The sequence below is a fragment of the Shinella sp. SUS2 genome (assembly GCF_001262505.1).
Taxonomy (GTDB): domain Bacteria; phylum Pseudomonadota; class Alphaproteobacteria; order Rhizobiales; family Rhizobiaceae; genus Shinella.
Window position 1 is genome coordinate 152,590 of sequence record NZ_KQ410734.1, and the last position, 16,329, is coordinate 168,918.

General features: G+C 64.1%; 15 protein-coding genes. 3 read left to right on the forward strand and 12 right to left on the reverse strand.

What is annotated here, in order from left to right; all coding sequences use genetic code 11:
* Positions 1-7: 7 nt before the first annotated feature.
* A complete protein-coding gene (locus tag AKG11_RS20415) occupies positions 8-814 on the reverse strand; it encodes a sugar phosphate isomerase/epimerase family protein (protein WP_050745270.1) in 807 nt (268 codons plus the stop codon).
* A gap of 219 nt (positions 815-1,033) precedes the next feature.
* On the opposite strand from AKG11_RS20415, the gene AKG11_RS20420 reads away from it, so the two are divergent.
* Positions 1,034-2,077: an AraC family transcriptional regulator gene (locus tag AKG11_RS20420; RefSeq protein ID WP_050745271.1), complete on the forward strand. Its 1,044-nt coding sequence runs from the start codon at positions 1,034-1,036 to the stop codon at positions 2,075-2,077.
* Here the strand turns inward: AKG11_RS20420 and AKG11_RS20425 are convergent.
* From AKG11_RS20425 to AKG11_RS20465, 9 genes are all read right to left on the reverse strand, one after another.
* A complete protein-coding gene (locus AKG11_RS20425) occupies positions 2,064-2,831 on the reverse strand; it encodes an SDR family NAD(P)-dependent oxidoreductase (protein ID WP_023512803.1) in 768 nt (255 codons plus the stop codon). The two genes, AKG11_RS20420 and AKG11_RS20425, sit on opposite strands and share 14 nt — an antisense overlap.
* Position 2,832: 1 nt before the next feature.
* Complete coding sequence (locus tag AKG11_RS20430) at positions 2,833-3,726, reverse strand: aldose epimerase family protein (protein ID WP_050745272.1); 894 nt, start codon at positions 3,724-3,726, stop codon at positions 2,833-2,835.
* Positions 3,723-4,631, reverse strand: a complete 909-nt coding sequence (locus AKG11_RS20435; protein WP_050745273.1) for a dihydrodipicolinate synthase family protein — start codon at positions 4,629-4,631, stop codon at positions 3,723-3,725. Before AKG11_RS20435 ends, AKG11_RS20430 begins: the two co-directional genes overlap by 4 nt.
* Complete coding sequence (locus tag AKG11_RS20440; protein WP_050745274.1) at positions 4,628-6,241, reverse strand: GMC family oxidoreductase; 1,614 nt, start codon at positions 6,239-6,241, stop codon at positions 4,628-4,630. The genes AKG11_RS20435 and AKG11_RS20440 overlap by 4 nt, the downstream gene beginning before the upstream one ends.
* A 1-nt stretch (position 6,242) precedes the next feature.
* Positions 6,243-7,391 carry a galactonate dehydratase gene (dgoD, locus tag AKG11_RS20445; RefSeq protein WP_050745275.1) on the reverse strand — a complete coding sequence of 383 codons (1,149 nt, stop codon included), beginning with the start codon at positions 7,389-7,391 and terminating at the stop codon, positions 6,243-6,245.
* Entirely contained in the window at positions 7,388-8,452 is a 1,065-nt protein-coding gene (locus tag AKG11_RS20450; protein WP_050745276.1) for an ABC transporter ATP-binding protein, read from the reverse strand. The genes dgoD and AKG11_RS20450 overlap by 4 nt, the downstream gene beginning before the upstream one ends.
* Before the next feature lies 1 nt (position 8,453).
* Positions 8,454-9,272, reverse strand: coding sequence for a carbohydrate ABC transporter permease (locus AKG11_RS20455; RefSeq protein ID WP_050745277.1), 819 nt, complete (start codon positions 9,270-9,272; stop codon positions 8,454-8,456).
* 5 nt (positions 9,273-9,277) lie between these two features.
* Positions 9,278-10,174 (reverse strand): carbohydrate ABC transporter permease, encoded by an 897-nt coding sequence (locus tag AKG11_RS20460; protein WP_050745278.1) that lies wholly within the window; start codon positions 10,172-10,174, stop codon positions 9,278-9,280.
* Between the two features lie 61 nt (positions 10,175-10,235).
* On the reverse strand, positions 10,236-11,600 hold the full coding sequence (locus AKG11_RS20465) for an ABC transporter substrate-binding protein (RefSeq protein ID WP_050745279.1): 1,365 nt from the start codon (positions 11,598-11,600) through the stop codon (positions 10,236-10,238).
* A 211-nt stretch (positions 11,601-11,811) separates the two neighbouring features.
* Between AKG11_RS20465 and AKG11_RS35155 the strand changes: the two genes are divergently transcribed.
* The gene (locus AKG11_RS35155) at positions 11,812-12,540 is read left to right on the forward strand and encodes a FadR/GntR family transcriptional regulator (RefSeq protein WP_050745280.1); all 729 of its coding nucleotides are present in this window, start codon (positions 11,812-11,814) and stop codon (positions 12,538-12,540) included.
* A gap of 24 nt (positions 12,541-12,564) precedes the next feature.
* On the opposite strand, the gene AKG11_RS20475 is transcribed toward AKG11_RS35155, so the two are convergent.
* Entirely contained in the window at positions 12,565-13,059 is a 495-nt protein-coding gene (locus AKG11_RS20475) for an Lrp/AsnC family transcriptional regulator (RefSeq protein WP_050745281.1), read from the reverse strand.
* A gap of 132 nt (positions 13,060-13,191) precedes the next feature.
* Here AKG11_RS20475 and AKG11_RS20480 point away from each other — a divergent pair, with 132 nt between their 5' ends.
* Positions 13,192-15,567: a transketolase-like TK C-terminal-containing protein gene (locus tag AKG11_RS20480; protein ID WP_050745282.1), complete on the forward strand. Its 2,376-nt coding sequence runs from the start codon at positions 13,192-13,194 to the stop codon at positions 15,565-15,567.
* 126 nt (positions 15,568-15,693) lie between these two features.
* On the opposite strand, the gene AKG11_RS20485 is transcribed toward AKG11_RS20480, so the two are convergent.
* Complete coding sequence (locus tag AKG11_RS20485) at positions 15,694-16,197, reverse strand: hypothetical protein (RefSeq protein ID WP_050745283.1); 504 nt, start codon at positions 16,195-16,197, stop codon at positions 15,694-15,696.
* Between the last annotated feature and the right edge of the window lie 132 nt (positions 16,198-16,329).

The following is a 16,329-nucleotide window of genomic DNA, read 5'->3' on the forward strand; positions in this document are numbered from 1 at the left end:
GAGATGCTCAATGCAGTGTGATGCCGAGGTCGCGGCAGGTTACGCGAATCCAGGACAGTGATTTTTCGATCATCGACCCCGCCGCCCCCTCGCATTCGAGACTGAGGACGCCGGCATATCCATGATCCCGCAACTGGGCGAGGCAGACCCTGATATTGTCGGCATTGACCCCGTCGCCGAGCGCGCAATGGCTGACCGCGATGCCCGTCTGCCCGCCGCGCGCGGCTGCCGCCAACGATTGCGGCACATCCTTCACATGAACGTGGCTGACTTTGTCGATGAAGAGCGGCAGAAACTCCGCCGGCTCCTGGCCGGCGATGAAGGTGTTGCCGGTATCCATGTTCATGCGCAGCCATGGGGAATCCACGAAGGAAAGCATGCGCGCCATGAATTCGGGACGTGTCGTGAAATGGCCGTGCGGTTCGATGTTGACGACGATCTCGTGCGCTTCGGCGACCTCGATGATCGTCTCGTAGCTGCGCTTCATGAGCGCCATCGCTTCCTCTTCGGTAAGCCCGGGCGGCATATGCAGGCCATCGGTCGTGTCGACGCAGGGACTGCCGGCCTGCGCGGCCCAGGCGATCGATTTCAGTACATAGGGCACGCCCCGGAGCGGGCCGTCCGCGCCGGAGAGCGGATAAGCGGCATCGACCTGGGAAAAGCGCACATCATATTGTTCCATCTTCCGGCGCAGCAGAACCGGGTCCTCATAGAGGGCGACATGGGGCTGGTAGCCGAGGCCATGGATCCAGCTCACGCCATCGATCAGGCCGCACTCGATGAAGTGCACATCATTGTCGCTCGCCCACTGCAAGCATTTTTCGAACGACCAATAGGCCGAGTTGAATGCGTCCGTGTGGAACCCTATCCGCACTGGCCTGTCCTCCCGATGCTTCCTCCATGCCATTGAGTTTCAATGGCAAATCACCAGCGCCTCCGTTTAACGCTTGATGATGGCGCAGCATTGCGCAATAAATCGCTTCCGGCGTTCGAAATGGACGACTGGTAAATTTTAAACATCCCGGGGGAAGCCATGAGCAAGGCCAGCAACGAACGGGCCGTCAATCGGCCGGCAGTTTTCCGCGAGCCGGGCGCCCTGCTCTATGCCGGAAATTGCCAGGACCTGATGAAGGCCTCGCTTGCCGGGCAGGTCGCACTCAATGCCTGGACGCGCCGCGGTTACCCCGGAACCGATCTTGGCAAGGCGCTGCCGCAGGTCTGTTCGGTCGGTGGCTGGGACGCGACGACACCGCAGGACTGGGGGCTGCGCGAGCATTGCAACGAGGGCGTCAAGATTGCCTATCTCGCGCGCGGCTCGCTTGCGATAACGATGGACGGCCGCAAGACGGTGATCAACGAGGGGCAGATGTTCGTGGTGCGGCCGTGGCAGCTCCATGCGCTCGGCGACCCGACCATTGGTGCCAGCCATATCATCTGGGTGCTGATGGACATGGGTGTGCGTCGGCCGCACGAGACCTGGCTCTGGCCTGACTGGATCGGCTGGCCGGAGCGGGACCGCAAGCGGCTAAGCGAGCTCCTGTCGAAAAACGAGCAGATCTCCTACCTTGCGTCACGCGAGGTCGCCCGCACCTTCCTGGATATCCATGACGTGGTCGCCGGGGGTGATATCGAGGGCGGCGAGGCGCGACTGCGCCTGTTGATCTCGATGATGTTGCTGCAGTTCCGCCAGATGCTGGAGAACGAGGCGCCCGTGCTCGACCTTGCGCTTGCAAGCTCCAAGCGTACGGTGGAGATTTTCCTGAAGCGGCTTCGGCATGCGCTGGAGGAGGACTGGACGCTGGAGAACATGGCAGCGGAGTGCAACCTCTCTCGCACCCAGTTCACCCAGCACTGCCAGGTGCTGACCAACATGACGCCGGTGCGCTACCTGCAGATGCTGCGGCTCAATGCTGCCCGGCAGCTCCTGGAGAGCGGCCAGCAATCCGTCACCAATGTTGCCTATGACTGCGGCTTTTCCTCCAGCCAGTATTTCGCCACCTGCTATAAGAAACGCTTCGGCTTCTCCCCGATGGAGACGCCGCGCCAGCAGGGTGCGCTGGCAACTAGCCGGTGGTGACGACACCGCCGTCGATGACGAGGGCCTGACCGGTCATCATGCGGCTCGCCGAGGAAGAGAGGAACAGGCAGCCGCCAACAATATCCTCCGGCGCCAGCATGTCCTTGAGGCACTGACGGTCGAGATGGGCCGAAAGCGCCTCGGGGGTGACCCATTTCTCCTTCTGCTTGTCGGTCAGCACCCAGCCCGGCGCCAGCGCGTTGACGCGGATCCGGTTCGGGCCGAACTCCCGGGCGAGTGCCCGCGTCATGCCGTTGATGCCGGAATTTGCAGTCACATAGACGGGATAGCCGGCGTTGCCCATCATGTAGCTGATCGAGGTGAAATTCACGATGGCGCCGCCGTTCATCGCCTTCATGCCTGGAAGCACGGCCCGGCAGGCGAAGAAATAGGCCTTCAGGTTGATGGCCATCGCCTGTTCCCAGAAAATCTCGTCGACGGCGAGCGTATCGTGCCGCTGATCGTTGGCGGCATTGTTGACGAGGGCGGTGATCGGGCCGTGAACCTGTGCGGCGGCAGCCAGCGCCTGTTCCAGGGAAGCGAGATCGCTGATGTCGGCCGGCAGGAACAGAGGGCGCCGACCGGTCTTCTGCTCCATCGCTGCGCAGAAGGCGGTGGCGTCGGAGCGCTGGCAGAAGGCGACCCGCGCGCCCTGCCGGAGGAAGCCCTCGGTGAGGGCGGCGCCGATGCCCGAGCCGCCGCCGGTGATGAAGACGGACGCACCTTCGAGGTCCGGATAGATCGTCTCTGACATGTCAGCTCTCCCTTGCCGCTTCGATGCTGATGGATAGGCTCCATTCCCGCGTTTCGCCCGGCTGGAGCCAAACGGCCTTGCCGCCGGCGACCGCATCGGCAAGGCTCTCCATCGGTGCCGTGGTGGGGGCGAGGGAAATCTGGCTGACGGGCGCCTCGGCAGGCCAGCCGCCATAATCCAGCCAGAGGCCGAGATGCCCGGCAGCTTCCGCATTCCAGCGCAGAGTGAAGGTTCCGCGATCTCCGACGATACGCGCCTCGGCCTGCCCTTCCACGGAGGCAAAGAGTTTTGCGGCGAAACGGGTTTTCAGGGGATGGATCCGGTCAAGGGCTGGCAGGCCATCCCGGCCCGGGTCCGGGAAGGTGACGGGGTCCTTCGCAAGAAGGTGCCCGTTGTGGCTGAGGAAGGCCGCGTCCAGGGCTTCGATACCCGGCAAGCGGAGCCGGTCGCCCTCTTCCGGTGCGATGAGAAGATGCTGGGACCACAGATAGGGCATCGCAAGCGAACCTTCGTTCGAGGTGCGATAGACGAGGGTGAGGCGATTGCCATCGAGCGTCAGGGTACGCTGGAAACTGAGCGGGCCGGCCCGGCCGGTTGTCGTGATGCTTTCGTCCGTGGATTCCATGTCGACCTGGCGGCCCCAGAATTCGCCGTGGTCGCGAAGCGTCATCGGCCAGGCGCTCACCTCGCATGCCGCGGCGGAGGGAAAACACTCGTCCCAGCCGCGTGCCTGTTCGACGCCAAAGGTCGCATCCTGGGCGGGCGAGCCGACTGCAGGCCCCGGAACCAGCCAGTTGCGGCCGGTCGTAAGATCGGTGAGTTCGCTTACCCGTCCGCCGAAATCAGGCTCGAGGCGCAGGCGAAGGGTTCCATTGTCGAGGACGATGCCGCTCATGGCCGCTCCTGTTGCAGGCGGGAAAGGGTTTCGGACCATTGCCGGACGATCGACAGTCCGACGGGCTGGACGGGCAGGCACGGGGCTCGGTCGTGGATCGCGATACCGGCATTTTCGCCGAGGATGCGCTTGCCGTAGGTGATGAGATGTTCGAGCGACTGCATGACGAAGGTGGCGGCGGGAAGCGCTGCGGCATAGAGCGCCTCGGCCTCCACGTGGCGGTCCGCCTGCCACAGGTCGAGGATACGGGCCGCGACCGGTGCGATGTCGGGCGCGAGCACGAAACCGCGGCAACCGATGCGAAGGGCATCGGTCATTTCCAGCCCGCCCCGCCCGCCGACGACCGCAAGGCTGTCGCCCGCCACGTCGATGATGCGGGCCAGGCCGAGCGCCGCGTCCTCGGCTTTCACGGCGGCAAGATTGGGAGCCCGTTGCTTCAGGCGGACGAGGTCTTCGCCGGAAAGGGCGCGGCCGAGATATTGCGGTGCGTTCTGCACGGCGACGGGCAGCGTGGTCGATGTCGCGACACGGGCGAAAAAGTCAAGATAGACATCCGCGCCATAGCTGCCGACCATCGGCGGCTGGAGGATGAGCCAGTCCGCGCCTGCCGCTGCTGCACAGGCTGCAAGCTCCACCTGCTCGCCCACCGAATTGCCGGCGATGGTCACCGAAAACGGCAACCGGCCCGCATTGGCGCGTGCTGTCGTTTCGACCAGTGCGCAGCGTTCAGCGAAGGTGAGCTTGAGCACCTCGGTCGCCAGTCCCAGCACGGTGATGCCGTGGCAACCGGTCTCGACGCAGTACTCGATCTGCGCCTTCATCGCACCGTGATCGAGCGCCTCTTGCGCGTCGAACAGGGCAAAGAGCACGGCGTAGACGCCGTCGTGAATGTTGGTTCTTGTCATGCTGCACCCATCATGATGTCAACGCCGCGATCTGCGACCGCCATGGCGGGCGCGTTGGTGTTTCCGCTGGTAATGCGGGGCATCATGGAAACGTCGAAGACGCGCAGGCCCTCGATGCCCTTGACGCGCAGGTCCGGCGTCAGCACGGCGAGCGGATCGTCCTCGGCTCCCATGCGGGCGGTGCCGCAGGGGTGGTAATTGGTCTTGACCGTGCGCTTGCAATGGGCAAGCAGCTCGGCATCGGAGCGGAAGGCCTCACCGGGGAAAATCTCACCCTTGATCACCTTCGCCATCGGCCCGGTTTTCAGCACCTCGCGGGCAAAGCGCAGGCCGGCGATCTCGTGGCGGATATCGTCCTCATGGCCGAGATAATTGGAATTGATCATCGGCAGGGCTGCCGGATCGGCCGAGCGAAGGCGCACCGTGCCGCGCGCCTTCGGCTGCAGCAGGCAGGAGTTGAGCGTGACGCCGTCCGTGGGCGCGACACCCATGACGTCGCGGTCGAGATAGACGGTCGGAACGCAGTAAAACTGGATCATCGGCTCGCCCGCGGGGTCGAGCGGATTGATGAAGGCGCAGGTCTCGCAGCCGTTCGTCGAAACGGGGCCGGAGCCGAACAGCATGTATTGCAGGCCATTGCGGAGCATGCGCAGGCCGCGGTCCTCGCCGTAATAGCCGAGCTTTTCATGGGTGGCAGCGACCAGCGGAACCTCGTGGTGGTCCATCAGGTTCTCGCCGACGCCGGCAAGGTCCGCCTCGATGGCGATGCCGTGTCGGCGCAGGTCGCGTGCCGGGCCGATGCCCGAGAGCATCAGGATTTTCGGCGTGCCGAAGGCGCCGGCTGTGAGGATGACCTCGTTTGCCGCCCGAAGCTTGCGGATCTGGCCGCCTTCTGCGATTTCGACGCCCACCGCCCTGCCGCCTTCGATGAGGAGACGCAGGACGCGCACGCCGGTCATGGCGGTCAGTTTCGGATTGGTGGCCACGGGCTCGATGAAGGCCTCGACCGCCCCGCAGCGGCGGGCGCCGCCGATCGTCGTCTGCATGTAGCCGACGCCTGCCTGCGTGCCGTCGTTGAAATCGTTGCGCAGCGGCAGCCCCATCTCCTGTAGCGTCTTGACAAAGACATGGGAGATTTCGGCGATATGGCGCGGGTTGGAGACCTTCAGCGGCCCGTCCGTCCCATGCGCAGGGCCGGCGAGCGACTGGTTGCCTTCCTGCCGGCGGTAGTGTGGCAGGATATCGTCCCAATCCCAGCCGATGCCGTTGGGGCCGGCCTCCGTCATGCGGTTCCATTCGTCGTAGTCGGACCGCCGGCCACGCATGTAGACCATGGCATTGACGGTCGAGCCGCCGCCGAGCACGCGGCCCTGCGGCAGGTCGTGCGACCGGCCGTCGAGCTGCGGCTGCGGTTCCGTCTTGTGGAAGGTCAGGTATTTGCTGCCCTTCAGCATCTTCACGAAGCCGGCCGGCATGCGCAGCAGCGGATGGCGGTTCGACGGCCCTTCCTCGATGAGTGCGACGCGGGCGCCATGTTCGCCAACCAGTTTTGCCGCGGTTACGCAGCCGGAGGAGCCGCCGCCGACGATGATGTAGTCGAAGTCCGTCATCTCACCATTCCGCAATCGAGCCGTCCGCATGGCGCCAGACCGGCGCCCGCCACGCGTGACCTTCCACGGCGCGGGCGCGCACCATGTCCTCGTCCACGTCGATGCCGAGACCGGGACCCATCGGGATCGGCAGGAAGCCGGCTTCGATCTTGAAGCGGCTTTCAGGCTTCAGGTAGTCGTTGAGGTCGCCGCCCTTGTTGTAGTGGATGCCGAGGGACTGCTCCTGGATGACGGCGTTGTAGCAGATCGCATCGACCTGGAGGCTGGCGGCCAGCGCGATTGGCCCGAGCGGGCAATGGGGTGCCATGGCGATGTCGTAGCTTTCCGCCATATGGCCGATACGCACCATTTCGGAGATGCCGCCGACATGGGCCGTATCCGGATTGATGATGCCGGCCGCGCGCTTTTCGAAGACGGCGCGGAAATCGTAGCGGCTGTGCAGGCGCTCACCGATGACGAGGGGAATGGACGTGGTGCGCGCAAGGTCCGCCATGTGGTCGACCTGAGCCGAGACCACCGCATCCTCGATGAACATCGGCCGGAGCGGCTCGATTTCCTTCAGCAGGATTTTTGCCATAGGCGCATGCAGGCGGCCGTGGAAGTCGAAGGCGAGATCCATACGGGTGCCGACCGCATCGCGCAGTTCGCCGAGCTTGGCGACGATCCGGTCGATCTTGGCATAGCTGTCGAGGAACTGGACCTCCTCGGTCGCATTCAGCTTGCACGCGTCATAACCGGCCTCGATAAGCGCTGTCGCATCGGTGACGAGATTGTCGGGCCGGTCGCCGCCGATCCAGCGATAGGTGCGCACCCTGTCGCGCACCTTGCCGCCCATCAGTGCATGCACCGGCTGGCCGAAGGCCTTGCCCTTGATGTCCCACAGCGCCATGTCGACGCCCGACATGGCGCTCATCAGGACGGGGCCGCCGCGGTAGCAGCCGTTGCGGTAGATCATCTGCCAGGTGTCTTCGATCAGCAGTGGATCGCGGCCAATGAGAAGGGTTTCCAACTCGCGTATCTTCGCCGCCAGCGTTTCCGCATGACCCTCGAGCACCGGCTCGCCCCAACCGGAAATGCCCTCGTCCGTGGAAACCTTGAGGAACAGCCAGCGCGGGGCGACGACGAAGGTTTCGAGTTTGGTGATTTTCATTGGGAAGTCCTCAGCCGGGCGCCGGATGCGCTGTCGAAGTAACGGATGCCATTGGGGGAGAGCCGGAGGTTGACGGTGGCGCCGATCTCCGGACGGAAGTGCTTGTCGGCCTTGAGTACCAGCCGGCCCTTGCCGTGGTCGGCGACGACAAGCGTCGCATCGCCCGTCGGCTCCACGGAATAGACGGTGACCGTGAGGTCACCCGCCTCGCCCTCGGTGGCGACCGTGATGTCCTCGGCGCGAATGCCGAGCTGGGCTTCTTTCGCGTCGGCTATGCCCGCCGCCGCGATGCTGGCCTTACCGGAGCGGAAGGCACCGCCCTGGATGTCGCCGGGAATGAAGTTCATCGGCGGCGAGCCGAGGAAGCCGGCGACGAACAGGTTGTCGGGATCGTCGTAGATCTGGTCCGGCGTGCCGATCTGGCGGATTTCGCCGGCCTCCATGATGATCACGCGGTCGGCCAGCGTCATTGCCTCGATCTGGTCGTGGGTGACGTAGATGGTGGTGATGCCGGTCTCGCGCTGGATGTGCTTGATCTCGGCCCGCATCGCGCCGCGCAGCTTGGCGTCGAGGTTCGACAGCGGCTCGTCCATCAGGAAGACATCCGGCGAGCGCACGAGCGCACGGGCGAGTGCTACGCGTTGGCGCTGGCCGCCCGAGAGGTTCTTCGGCAGCCGGTTCGCATAGGGTGCAAGGCCCACTTTCTCCAGTGCGGCAAGGGCGGTCTTTTCCCGCTCGGCCTTAGCCATGCCGCGGGCGCGCAGCGGATAGGCGACATTGTCCAGCACTTTCATATGCGGATAGAGCGCGTAGTTCTGGAACACCATCGCCATGTTGCGTTCGCGCGGCAGGCGGTTGGTGATGTCGGCGCCGTCCTTCAGCACCGTGCCGCTGGAGGCGGTCTCCAGCCCGGCGATGATGCGCATGGTCGTCGTCTTGCCGCAGCCTGAGGGGCCGAGCAGGACGAGGAACTCGCCGTGAGGGATATGGAGATCGATGGGCTTCAGTGCGGTGAGTGCACCCCAGCTCTTGGTGACGGATTGAAGCGTGATTTCGGTCATGTCAGCGATAGGCCCCCATGGTCAGGCCACGGATGAGGTGGCGCTGGAAGACAAGGATGAAGAGGATGATGGGGATGATGAGCAGGCTGGCGGAAGCCGAGAGCTCTGCCCAGGCGATCGTCTGGTAGCCGATGAAGCCATAGAGGCCGACCGGCACGGTGCGCACCGCCGAATCCCCCAGCACCAGTGCGAAGAGGAACTCGTTCCACGAGAGGAGGAAGATCAGGATGCCGACCGAGATGAGCCCGGGCATGGCGAGCGGCAGGGTGATGCGGGCGAAAACCTGGAAATGGTTGTCGCCGTCGAGGCTTGCCGCCTCCTCGATCTCGCGGGGCAGTTCGGAGAAGAAGCCGCGCAGCAGCCAGACCACGATCGACAGGTTGAGCGTGACATGGGCGAGGATCAGACCCAGATGCGTATCGAGCAGACCGAGTTGGTAGTAGAGCACGAAGAACGGGATCAGCATGGCGACGGGCGGCGTCATGCGCGAGGAGAGCAGCCAGAAGCCGAAATCGCCGCGCCCGCGGAAGGAGTATCGCGCGAGGATGTAGGCGGCCGGTGCGCCAAGCGCGAGTGTCAGCAGGCTGGAGCCGGCCGCCACGATCGTCGAAGAGGCGAAATAGGCCCAGATGTCCGGGTTGCCGATGACCTTGGCGAAATTGGCGAAGGTCGGCTCGAACAGGAAGAGCGGTGGTCGAGCCATGGCCTGGATCGGCGTCTTCAGCGCGGTCATGAAGATCCAGTAGAGCGGAAATATGCACCAGATCGCGAAGACGTAGAGGATCAGCCGGCGCAGCCAGACGGAGGTGAATAGCTTCATGGCGCTTAATCCTTCAGGTCGAACAGGCCGAGCCGGCGAAGGAAAACCTGGCCTGCCACAAGGGTGAAGACGAGCATGACGATGGCCAGTGCCGAGGCGTAGCCCATCGACAGGAACTCGATGCCGTATTTGTAGGCGAGCAGGTTCAGCGTGCGCGTGGCGACGCCCGGCCCGCCGCCGGTCAGGACGAAGATGATGTCGAAGGTCTTGAAGGCATCGATCAGCCGGAACAGCAGGGCGAGGGCGAGATAGGGCTTCAGCCGCGGCAGGGTGACGAGGAAGAAGGTGCGGAACGGGCCGGCGCCGTCCATCTGGCTCGCCTCTTCCGGCTCCGGCGGCAGCGCTGCCATGCCGCCCATCACGATGAGCAGGATAAAAGGCGTCCATTGCCAGACGTCGACGAGGATGAGCGACAGGAGCGCAGTCTCGGGCGCAGCCGTCCAGGCGCTGGGAGAAACGCCCATCAGGCCGAGCATGTAGTTCAACACACCCTGCGTGGGGTTGAACATCAGCCGGAAGGTGAAGGTGGCGGCAATCGGGGTGATCGCCATCGGCAGGAGATAGATGACGCGCAGCCACGACGCCTGCCGGACCTCGTGATGCAAAAGGGCAGCGATGCCGACGCCCAGCACCGTCTCGATGCCGACCGCGACGATGGTGAAGATCGCCGTTATGCGTGCGGCATCCCAGAAGTCGGCGGAAGAGAGCAGGTCGGAATAGTTCTTGAGGCCGACCCAGTTGATCGTGTCCGGCGCGGTCAGCGAATAATCGGTGAAGGAGAGATAGACGCTGACGAGGAAGGGGACGAGCGTCAGCGACAGCATGAGGATCGTCGCCGGCGCAAGCATCCACAGGATGAAGCTGCGCTCGGCGCGTTGGATTGTGGTCTGGCGGAGGGGCACGGGCCTGCCTTTCTGATCGGGAGCCCCCCGACCGAAACGCTCGGGGGGCTTGAAATCCGTGTCAGCCCTTGAGGGCAGCATTGATCTTCGTCGTGGCCGCGGTCAGCGCGGCCCTGGCGTCGGCCTGGCCGGTGACGACCTGGTTGATCGCCACGGCGAAGGGGTCGAGGATCTCGCTGGATTTCTTGTGGAACCAGGCCGCCTTGAAGATTTTGGCGTCACCGGAATTGAGGTTGAGGAGGGCGGCTGCCGATGCCTCGGCACCGAAGCGCTTCTGGAACGCCTCGCTCTTCCAGGCGGAATTGCGCACGGTGGCGAGCCCGCCGGCCGCACTCATCAGGCAACCCGGTTTGGAGTTGAGGAAGCTGAGGAGCAGGAACGCCGCCTTCTTCTTCTTCGAATAGGCGTTGATGCCGGCCTGCCAGGCCCAGATGTTCGGCTTGATGGGGTGTTCGCCGGCACGCGGCAGAGCAGCATAGACAGCATCGCCCGCCACCAGGCTCTTTTCCGGATTGGAAATGTCGGTGGCGAAGTTCGAGCTGTCGCAGCCGAGCGCCGCGGCGCCGCTGGAAAAGTCGTTCAGGGCTTCGTACCAGTGATAATTGCCGACGCCGATCGGTCCCGCCTCGCGCAGCAGGCGGCCATACATCTCGACGCCGGCAATTGCCGCATCGCTGTCGAGCACGCAGCGCCCTTCCCCGTCGATGATCTCGCCGCCATAGGAGAAGACGAAGCCGCCGCAGGTCCAGGGACCGGCGGAGCTGTCGGACTTCGCGCGCATCGCGATACCCGCTACGGTGTCGGTCTTCAGCTTCAGTGCCGTAGCGAGAAGGTCGTCCATCGTCGCGGGAACGGCAAGGCCGGCTTCGCCGAGCATCGCCTTGTTGGCAAACAGCGTCTGCGCCTCGGCGGTGATCGACATCGAATAGTTCTGCCCGTCTGTCTGGGCGGGGAAGTCGCGTGCCATGGCGAAGATGTCGTCCTGATCGTACCAGGCGGCATCGAACAGTGCCTTGTCGGCATAATAGGCGTCGAGCGGCTCAGCCCAGCCGGCGGAGACGAACTGGCCGAGCGCGTGGATCATCACCACATCGGGCTCGGCCGACTTGGCGCCGAGCTTGATTGGCATCTGTGAGGTGTATTCCGTCTCGGACTGGGTGTTCAGCTTGACGGAAATGCCGGTCAGCTCTGTGAAGAGTGGCAGCAGGGGCTCGATCGCCGCGCTCCACGGATGCGTCATCGCCTCGATCGTCAGGCTCTCGCCCTTGAAGGCCATCCAGTCGACATCGGCGCCGGCAAAACCTGCGCGCGCTTCTTCTGCCGTCTGCGCGAAGCTCAGCCGCGGCGCGACGGTCAGCCCGAAGGCCGCCGCCGCGGCGCCAGTCATCAGTTGGCGCCGGCTCAGGCGTATCTCTCTGTTCATCATGCTCTCCTCCTCTTCAGATCCGGTGTGGCCGCGACGTTTGGATCCCATAGGGCTGGGATCGGGCTCCTCCGGCCTCGCTCACGATGGCGCGAACATATCGATACTATTGTTTGTGTCAAGTGTAGTACTATTGGATTTTGTGTGCGACTGTTTGCGCGTCGGGGTCATTTCCGCTATGCCAGCGGGAACAAGAGACGGCGGGGGGCAAGGTTTGACGCAGCAGCACGAGATGGAGACGCCGGACGCAGCATCGGTCAGCGTCCACGAGACGATCGTCACCACCATGGGAAAACGTATCGTTTCCGGGCACTACAAGCCGGGTGCGGTGATCGGCAGCGAGACCGATATCGGCCAGACCTTCAGCGCCTCGCGTACCGCGACGCGTGAAGCCCTGAAAATCCTGAGCTCAAAGGGCCTGATCGAAGGCAAACCCAAGATCGGCGTCGTCGTACGGTCCACCGAACGGTGGAACATGATGGATTCTCTGGTGCTCGACTGGGCGCTGCAGGATGCAAACCAGGCGGAAAAGGCGATCTCGGACCTCTATGCTCTGCGCATGGCGATCGAGCCGAAGGCGGCGCGTATGGCGGCGCGCAACCACGATCAGGCCAATGAAGCGACGGTCCGGCGCGCGCTGCGCGGCATGGCGACCTATCTCGACGAGAACGACCGGGTCGAGCAGGATGTCGCCTTCCACATCGCCATCCTGCGCGCGTCGGGAAATCGCCTCTTCTTCTCGCTCGGCGAGCTGATTTCGGTCGGCCTGCGCCACCTCTTCCACGCAGGCCTACGGGCCACGAGCGAGGAGGATGACCGCTGGATCCGGCGCCACAAGCGGGTTGCGGACGCGGTCTTCGCGCGCGATGAGGCCTCGGCGGAGGCGGAGATGGTCGCGCTGCTGACGGAGGCGCAGCAGACCCACGAGATCATCCCGTCCTGAGCCGGACGGAGGAGTCCTCGCCGCTCAGGGCCGCCCTTTGAGATGGCCAGTCGGAAGCGCCGTCGTATACTTGATCTGACTGAGCGCGAAACTCGAGCGGATGTTGGCGACACCAGGGATGAGCGTGAGGAAGTCGACGACGAGGGCCTGGAATTTCATCAGGTCCTCGACCACCACGCGAAGCATGTAGTCCGCCTCCCCGGTCATCAGGTAGCACTCGACGATTTCCGGCTTGGTGCGGATGGCGGCGTTGAAGACGTCGAGCGATTCGCGGTCCTGCTGCTTCAGCGAAACCTGTACGAAGACATTGACCGCCAGCCCCAGCGCCTGTGCATCGACCAGCGCGACCGAACCCTTGATGACGCCGTTTTCCTTGAGGTCGTTGACCCGCCGCCAACAAGGGGAGGCCGACAGGCCCGTTGCCTCCGCCAGTTCCGAAACGCTCATTTCGGCATTCTGCTGCAGGAGATCGAGGATGCGGATGGAGGCCGCATCGAGGCCTGGTTTGGAAATCGGCATGACTGACCGCAGAAAGAGGAGTTATCGGAATTCTGTTTCGCAATTTCGTGATTGCCGGTCAACTGCGGTCAGTTTTCCCGTTTGTGCCGGTGTAGCATTCCTGGTCATTTGAGGACGGGGAGTGAGACGAGCATGAACGAGGCGGCCTTGACGCCAGCGCAGCTGGAATGCCTGAAGGACCTGGAGCGGCAGGTGCTGTGGCATGCCTGCTGGATGATCCATAATGCCAACCACCTGCGCGAAAAGGGCGAGGTGAAGGTCGGCGGCCACCAGGCCTCCTCGGCCTCGCTCGCCTCGATCATGACGGCACTCTACTTCCATGTGCTGCGGCCGGAGGACCGTGTTGCCGTCAAGCCGCATGCGTCGCCGGTCTTCCATGCCATCCAGTATCTGATGGGCAACCAGACACGCGAAAAACTCGAGAATTTCCGTGGGTTCGGCGGCGCGCAATCCTATCCCAGCCGCACCAAGGACATCGACGACGTCGATTTTTCCACCGGTTCCGTCGGGCTTGGCGTGGCGATCACCGCCTTTGCCTCGATCGTGCAGGACTACATTGCTGCCAAGCCCTGGGCGAAGACGCAGCCCGGCGGGCGCATGATCGCGCTGGTCGGCGATGCGGAGCTCGACGAGGGCAACATCTATGAATGCCTGCAGGAAGGCTGGAAACACGATCTGCGCAACACCTGGTGGGTGATCGACTACAACAGGCAGAGCCTGGACGGCGTGGTGCATGAAGGCCTGTGGCAGCGCATTGAAGGCATTTTCACCGCTTTCGGCTGGGATGTGAAGGTGCTGAAATACGGCGCGCTCCAGCAGGCCGCCTTCCGGGAACCGGGCGGTGAGACGTTGCGCGACTGGATCGACCGTTGTCCGAACCAGCTCTATTCCGCGCTGACTTTTCAGGGCGGAGCTGCATGGCGCAAGCGTCTCACAGACGAGATCGGCACGCAGCCGGGTGTCGCCGACCTCCTGGCGGCGCGCAGCGACACCGCGCTTTCCGATCTCATGGGCAACCTTGGCGGCCATTGCCTCGAAACGCTGATCGATACGTTCGAGAGTATCGATCACGACCGGCCCACCGTCTTTCTCGCCTATACGATCAAGGGCTGGGGCACGCCGCTTGCCGGCCACAAGGACAATCATGCCGGCCTGATGACCAAGGCGCAGATGGAGACGTTCCAGGAGCGCGTCGGTGTCGTGCCGGGTACGGAGTGGGAGACGTTCGGGGCAATCCCCTCGCCTGCCCCCGTACGCGCGTTCCTGAAGACGGTGCCGTTCTTCGCCAAGGGTGCGCGACGCTTCACCTCCCCTGCCGTGCCCTCCTCCGGCCCGGTTTTCCTCGATGACCGCGAATTGTCGACGCAGGCCGGTTTCGGCAAGATCCTCGATGCGATCGCCAAGCGTGACGATGCCCTTTCGGCACGTATCGTCACCACGGCGCCGGATGTGACGGTTTCCACGAATCTCGGGCCCTGGGTCAACCGCCGCGGCCTTTTCGCCCGCGAGCGGATGGCTGACACCTTCCGGGACGAGCGCGTGCCCTCGGCGCAGAAATGGGAGTTCGGTCCGGCAGGGCAGCATATCGAGCTCGGCATTGCAGAGATGAATCTGTTCCTGCTGCTCGGTGCCGCCGGCCTGTCGCATTCGCTGTTCGGCGAGCGGCTGCTGCCCATCGGCACGGTCTACGATCCCTTCGTTGCACGTGGCCTCGACGCGTTGAACTATGCCTGCTACCAGGATGCCCGCTTCATGATCATCGGTACGCCGTCCGGCGTGACGCTGGCGCCGGAAGGCGGAGCGCACCAGTCGATCGGCTCTCAGCTCATCGGCATGAGCCAGGACGGGTTGGCAAGCTTCGAGCCGGCTTTCCTCGATGAGCTGTCCGTCATCATGGACTGGTCCTTCGACTACATGCAGCGCGACGGCGACGGCACGCACGACAGGCGCACCTGGCTTCGCGACGAGACCGGCGGGTCTGTCTATCTGCGCCTGACGACGCGGCCGCTGGAGCAGATCGCGCTTCGCCGCGAGGATCCGGCCTTCCGGCAAGGCGTGATCGACGGCGCCTACTGGCTGCGTCCGCCTTCGGCACGCACCCGCATCGTGCTTGCCTATCAGGGGTGCATCGCGCCGGAAGTCTTGATGGCGGCCGGGCGTCTCGCCGAGACGCATGGCGATGTTTCGGTGCTGGCGGTGACATCGGCCGACAGGCTCAATGCCGGCTGGACGGCGGCGCAGCGCGCCCGCCGCCAGGGGGATGCCAGCGCCCGCAGCCATATCGAGACGCTGCTTTCCACCGTTCCGCGCGATGCGGGCCTCATCACCGCCACCGATGGCCATCCGGCGACGCTCGCCTGGCTTGGCGCGGTGGAAGGGAACCGTACGGTTTCGCTCGGTGTCGAGCATTTCGGCCAGACGGGCACGATTGCCGATCTCTATGCGCATTTCGGCATCGATACACATGCCATCGTGGATGCGGCGCGTTCCTTCCGGACCGCGGGCTGAAACGGAGTACGGCAGCCCCTGCGGGCTGCCGGCAGCCTTTGCAGGGTTTGTGTGGCGCCGAAGATCCTTCGGCGCTGTGCCGCCCTCAACACATCGAGGGGATCCGCCGTGTGAGGTGGGCCCTCGTCAGGTCCATTCGTGTGCCCGCTCCGTTCGGTAAGGCCGCTCGGCAACAAAGAGCGACGGGGCGTGGCCGGCGACATAGTGCATGGCATCCGCATCGTCGTTGAAGCCGACAAAGACCATGAGCATGGCGCGGGCAGCCGGATGACCCTTCCGGCGGTAGGAAAAACGGATGGCGCAATGCGGATACTGCGTATCCAGTGTGCCTTTGCCTTCGTTGCTCTCGCCGGTGAGCGCAACGAACTGGCCGAGAGCAAAGAACCGATCGATGGCGGCAAAGGCCGAGGCTTGCGACATCTGCTGGTTTGTGCCGGCCCCGGCGGGGCGGCCGTAATAGAGGTTATCGGTCTGGCTTTTGCGGCGCGCCGTTTCATAGACGACGAGGCCGCCTGCCACCGCCAGCTCCAGATGGGCGCTAAAAGTCTGGAAGCGTTCGGGATGGCGATCCAGCTCCGTAAACAGACCTCTCAGGTCGGCGACATAGTCTGCGTACAGCGCAGCGTTCATGGAAGGCTCACCTTTGAAATTCCGGTCGAAGTGCTGCGCTCCCTAACACAGGCACGGCGGCGTGAAAACGCCGCCGTGCCTGTGTGGTTGACCCGGAGAGGATCCTCCGACCAACCGTCTTTATCCTCGTGA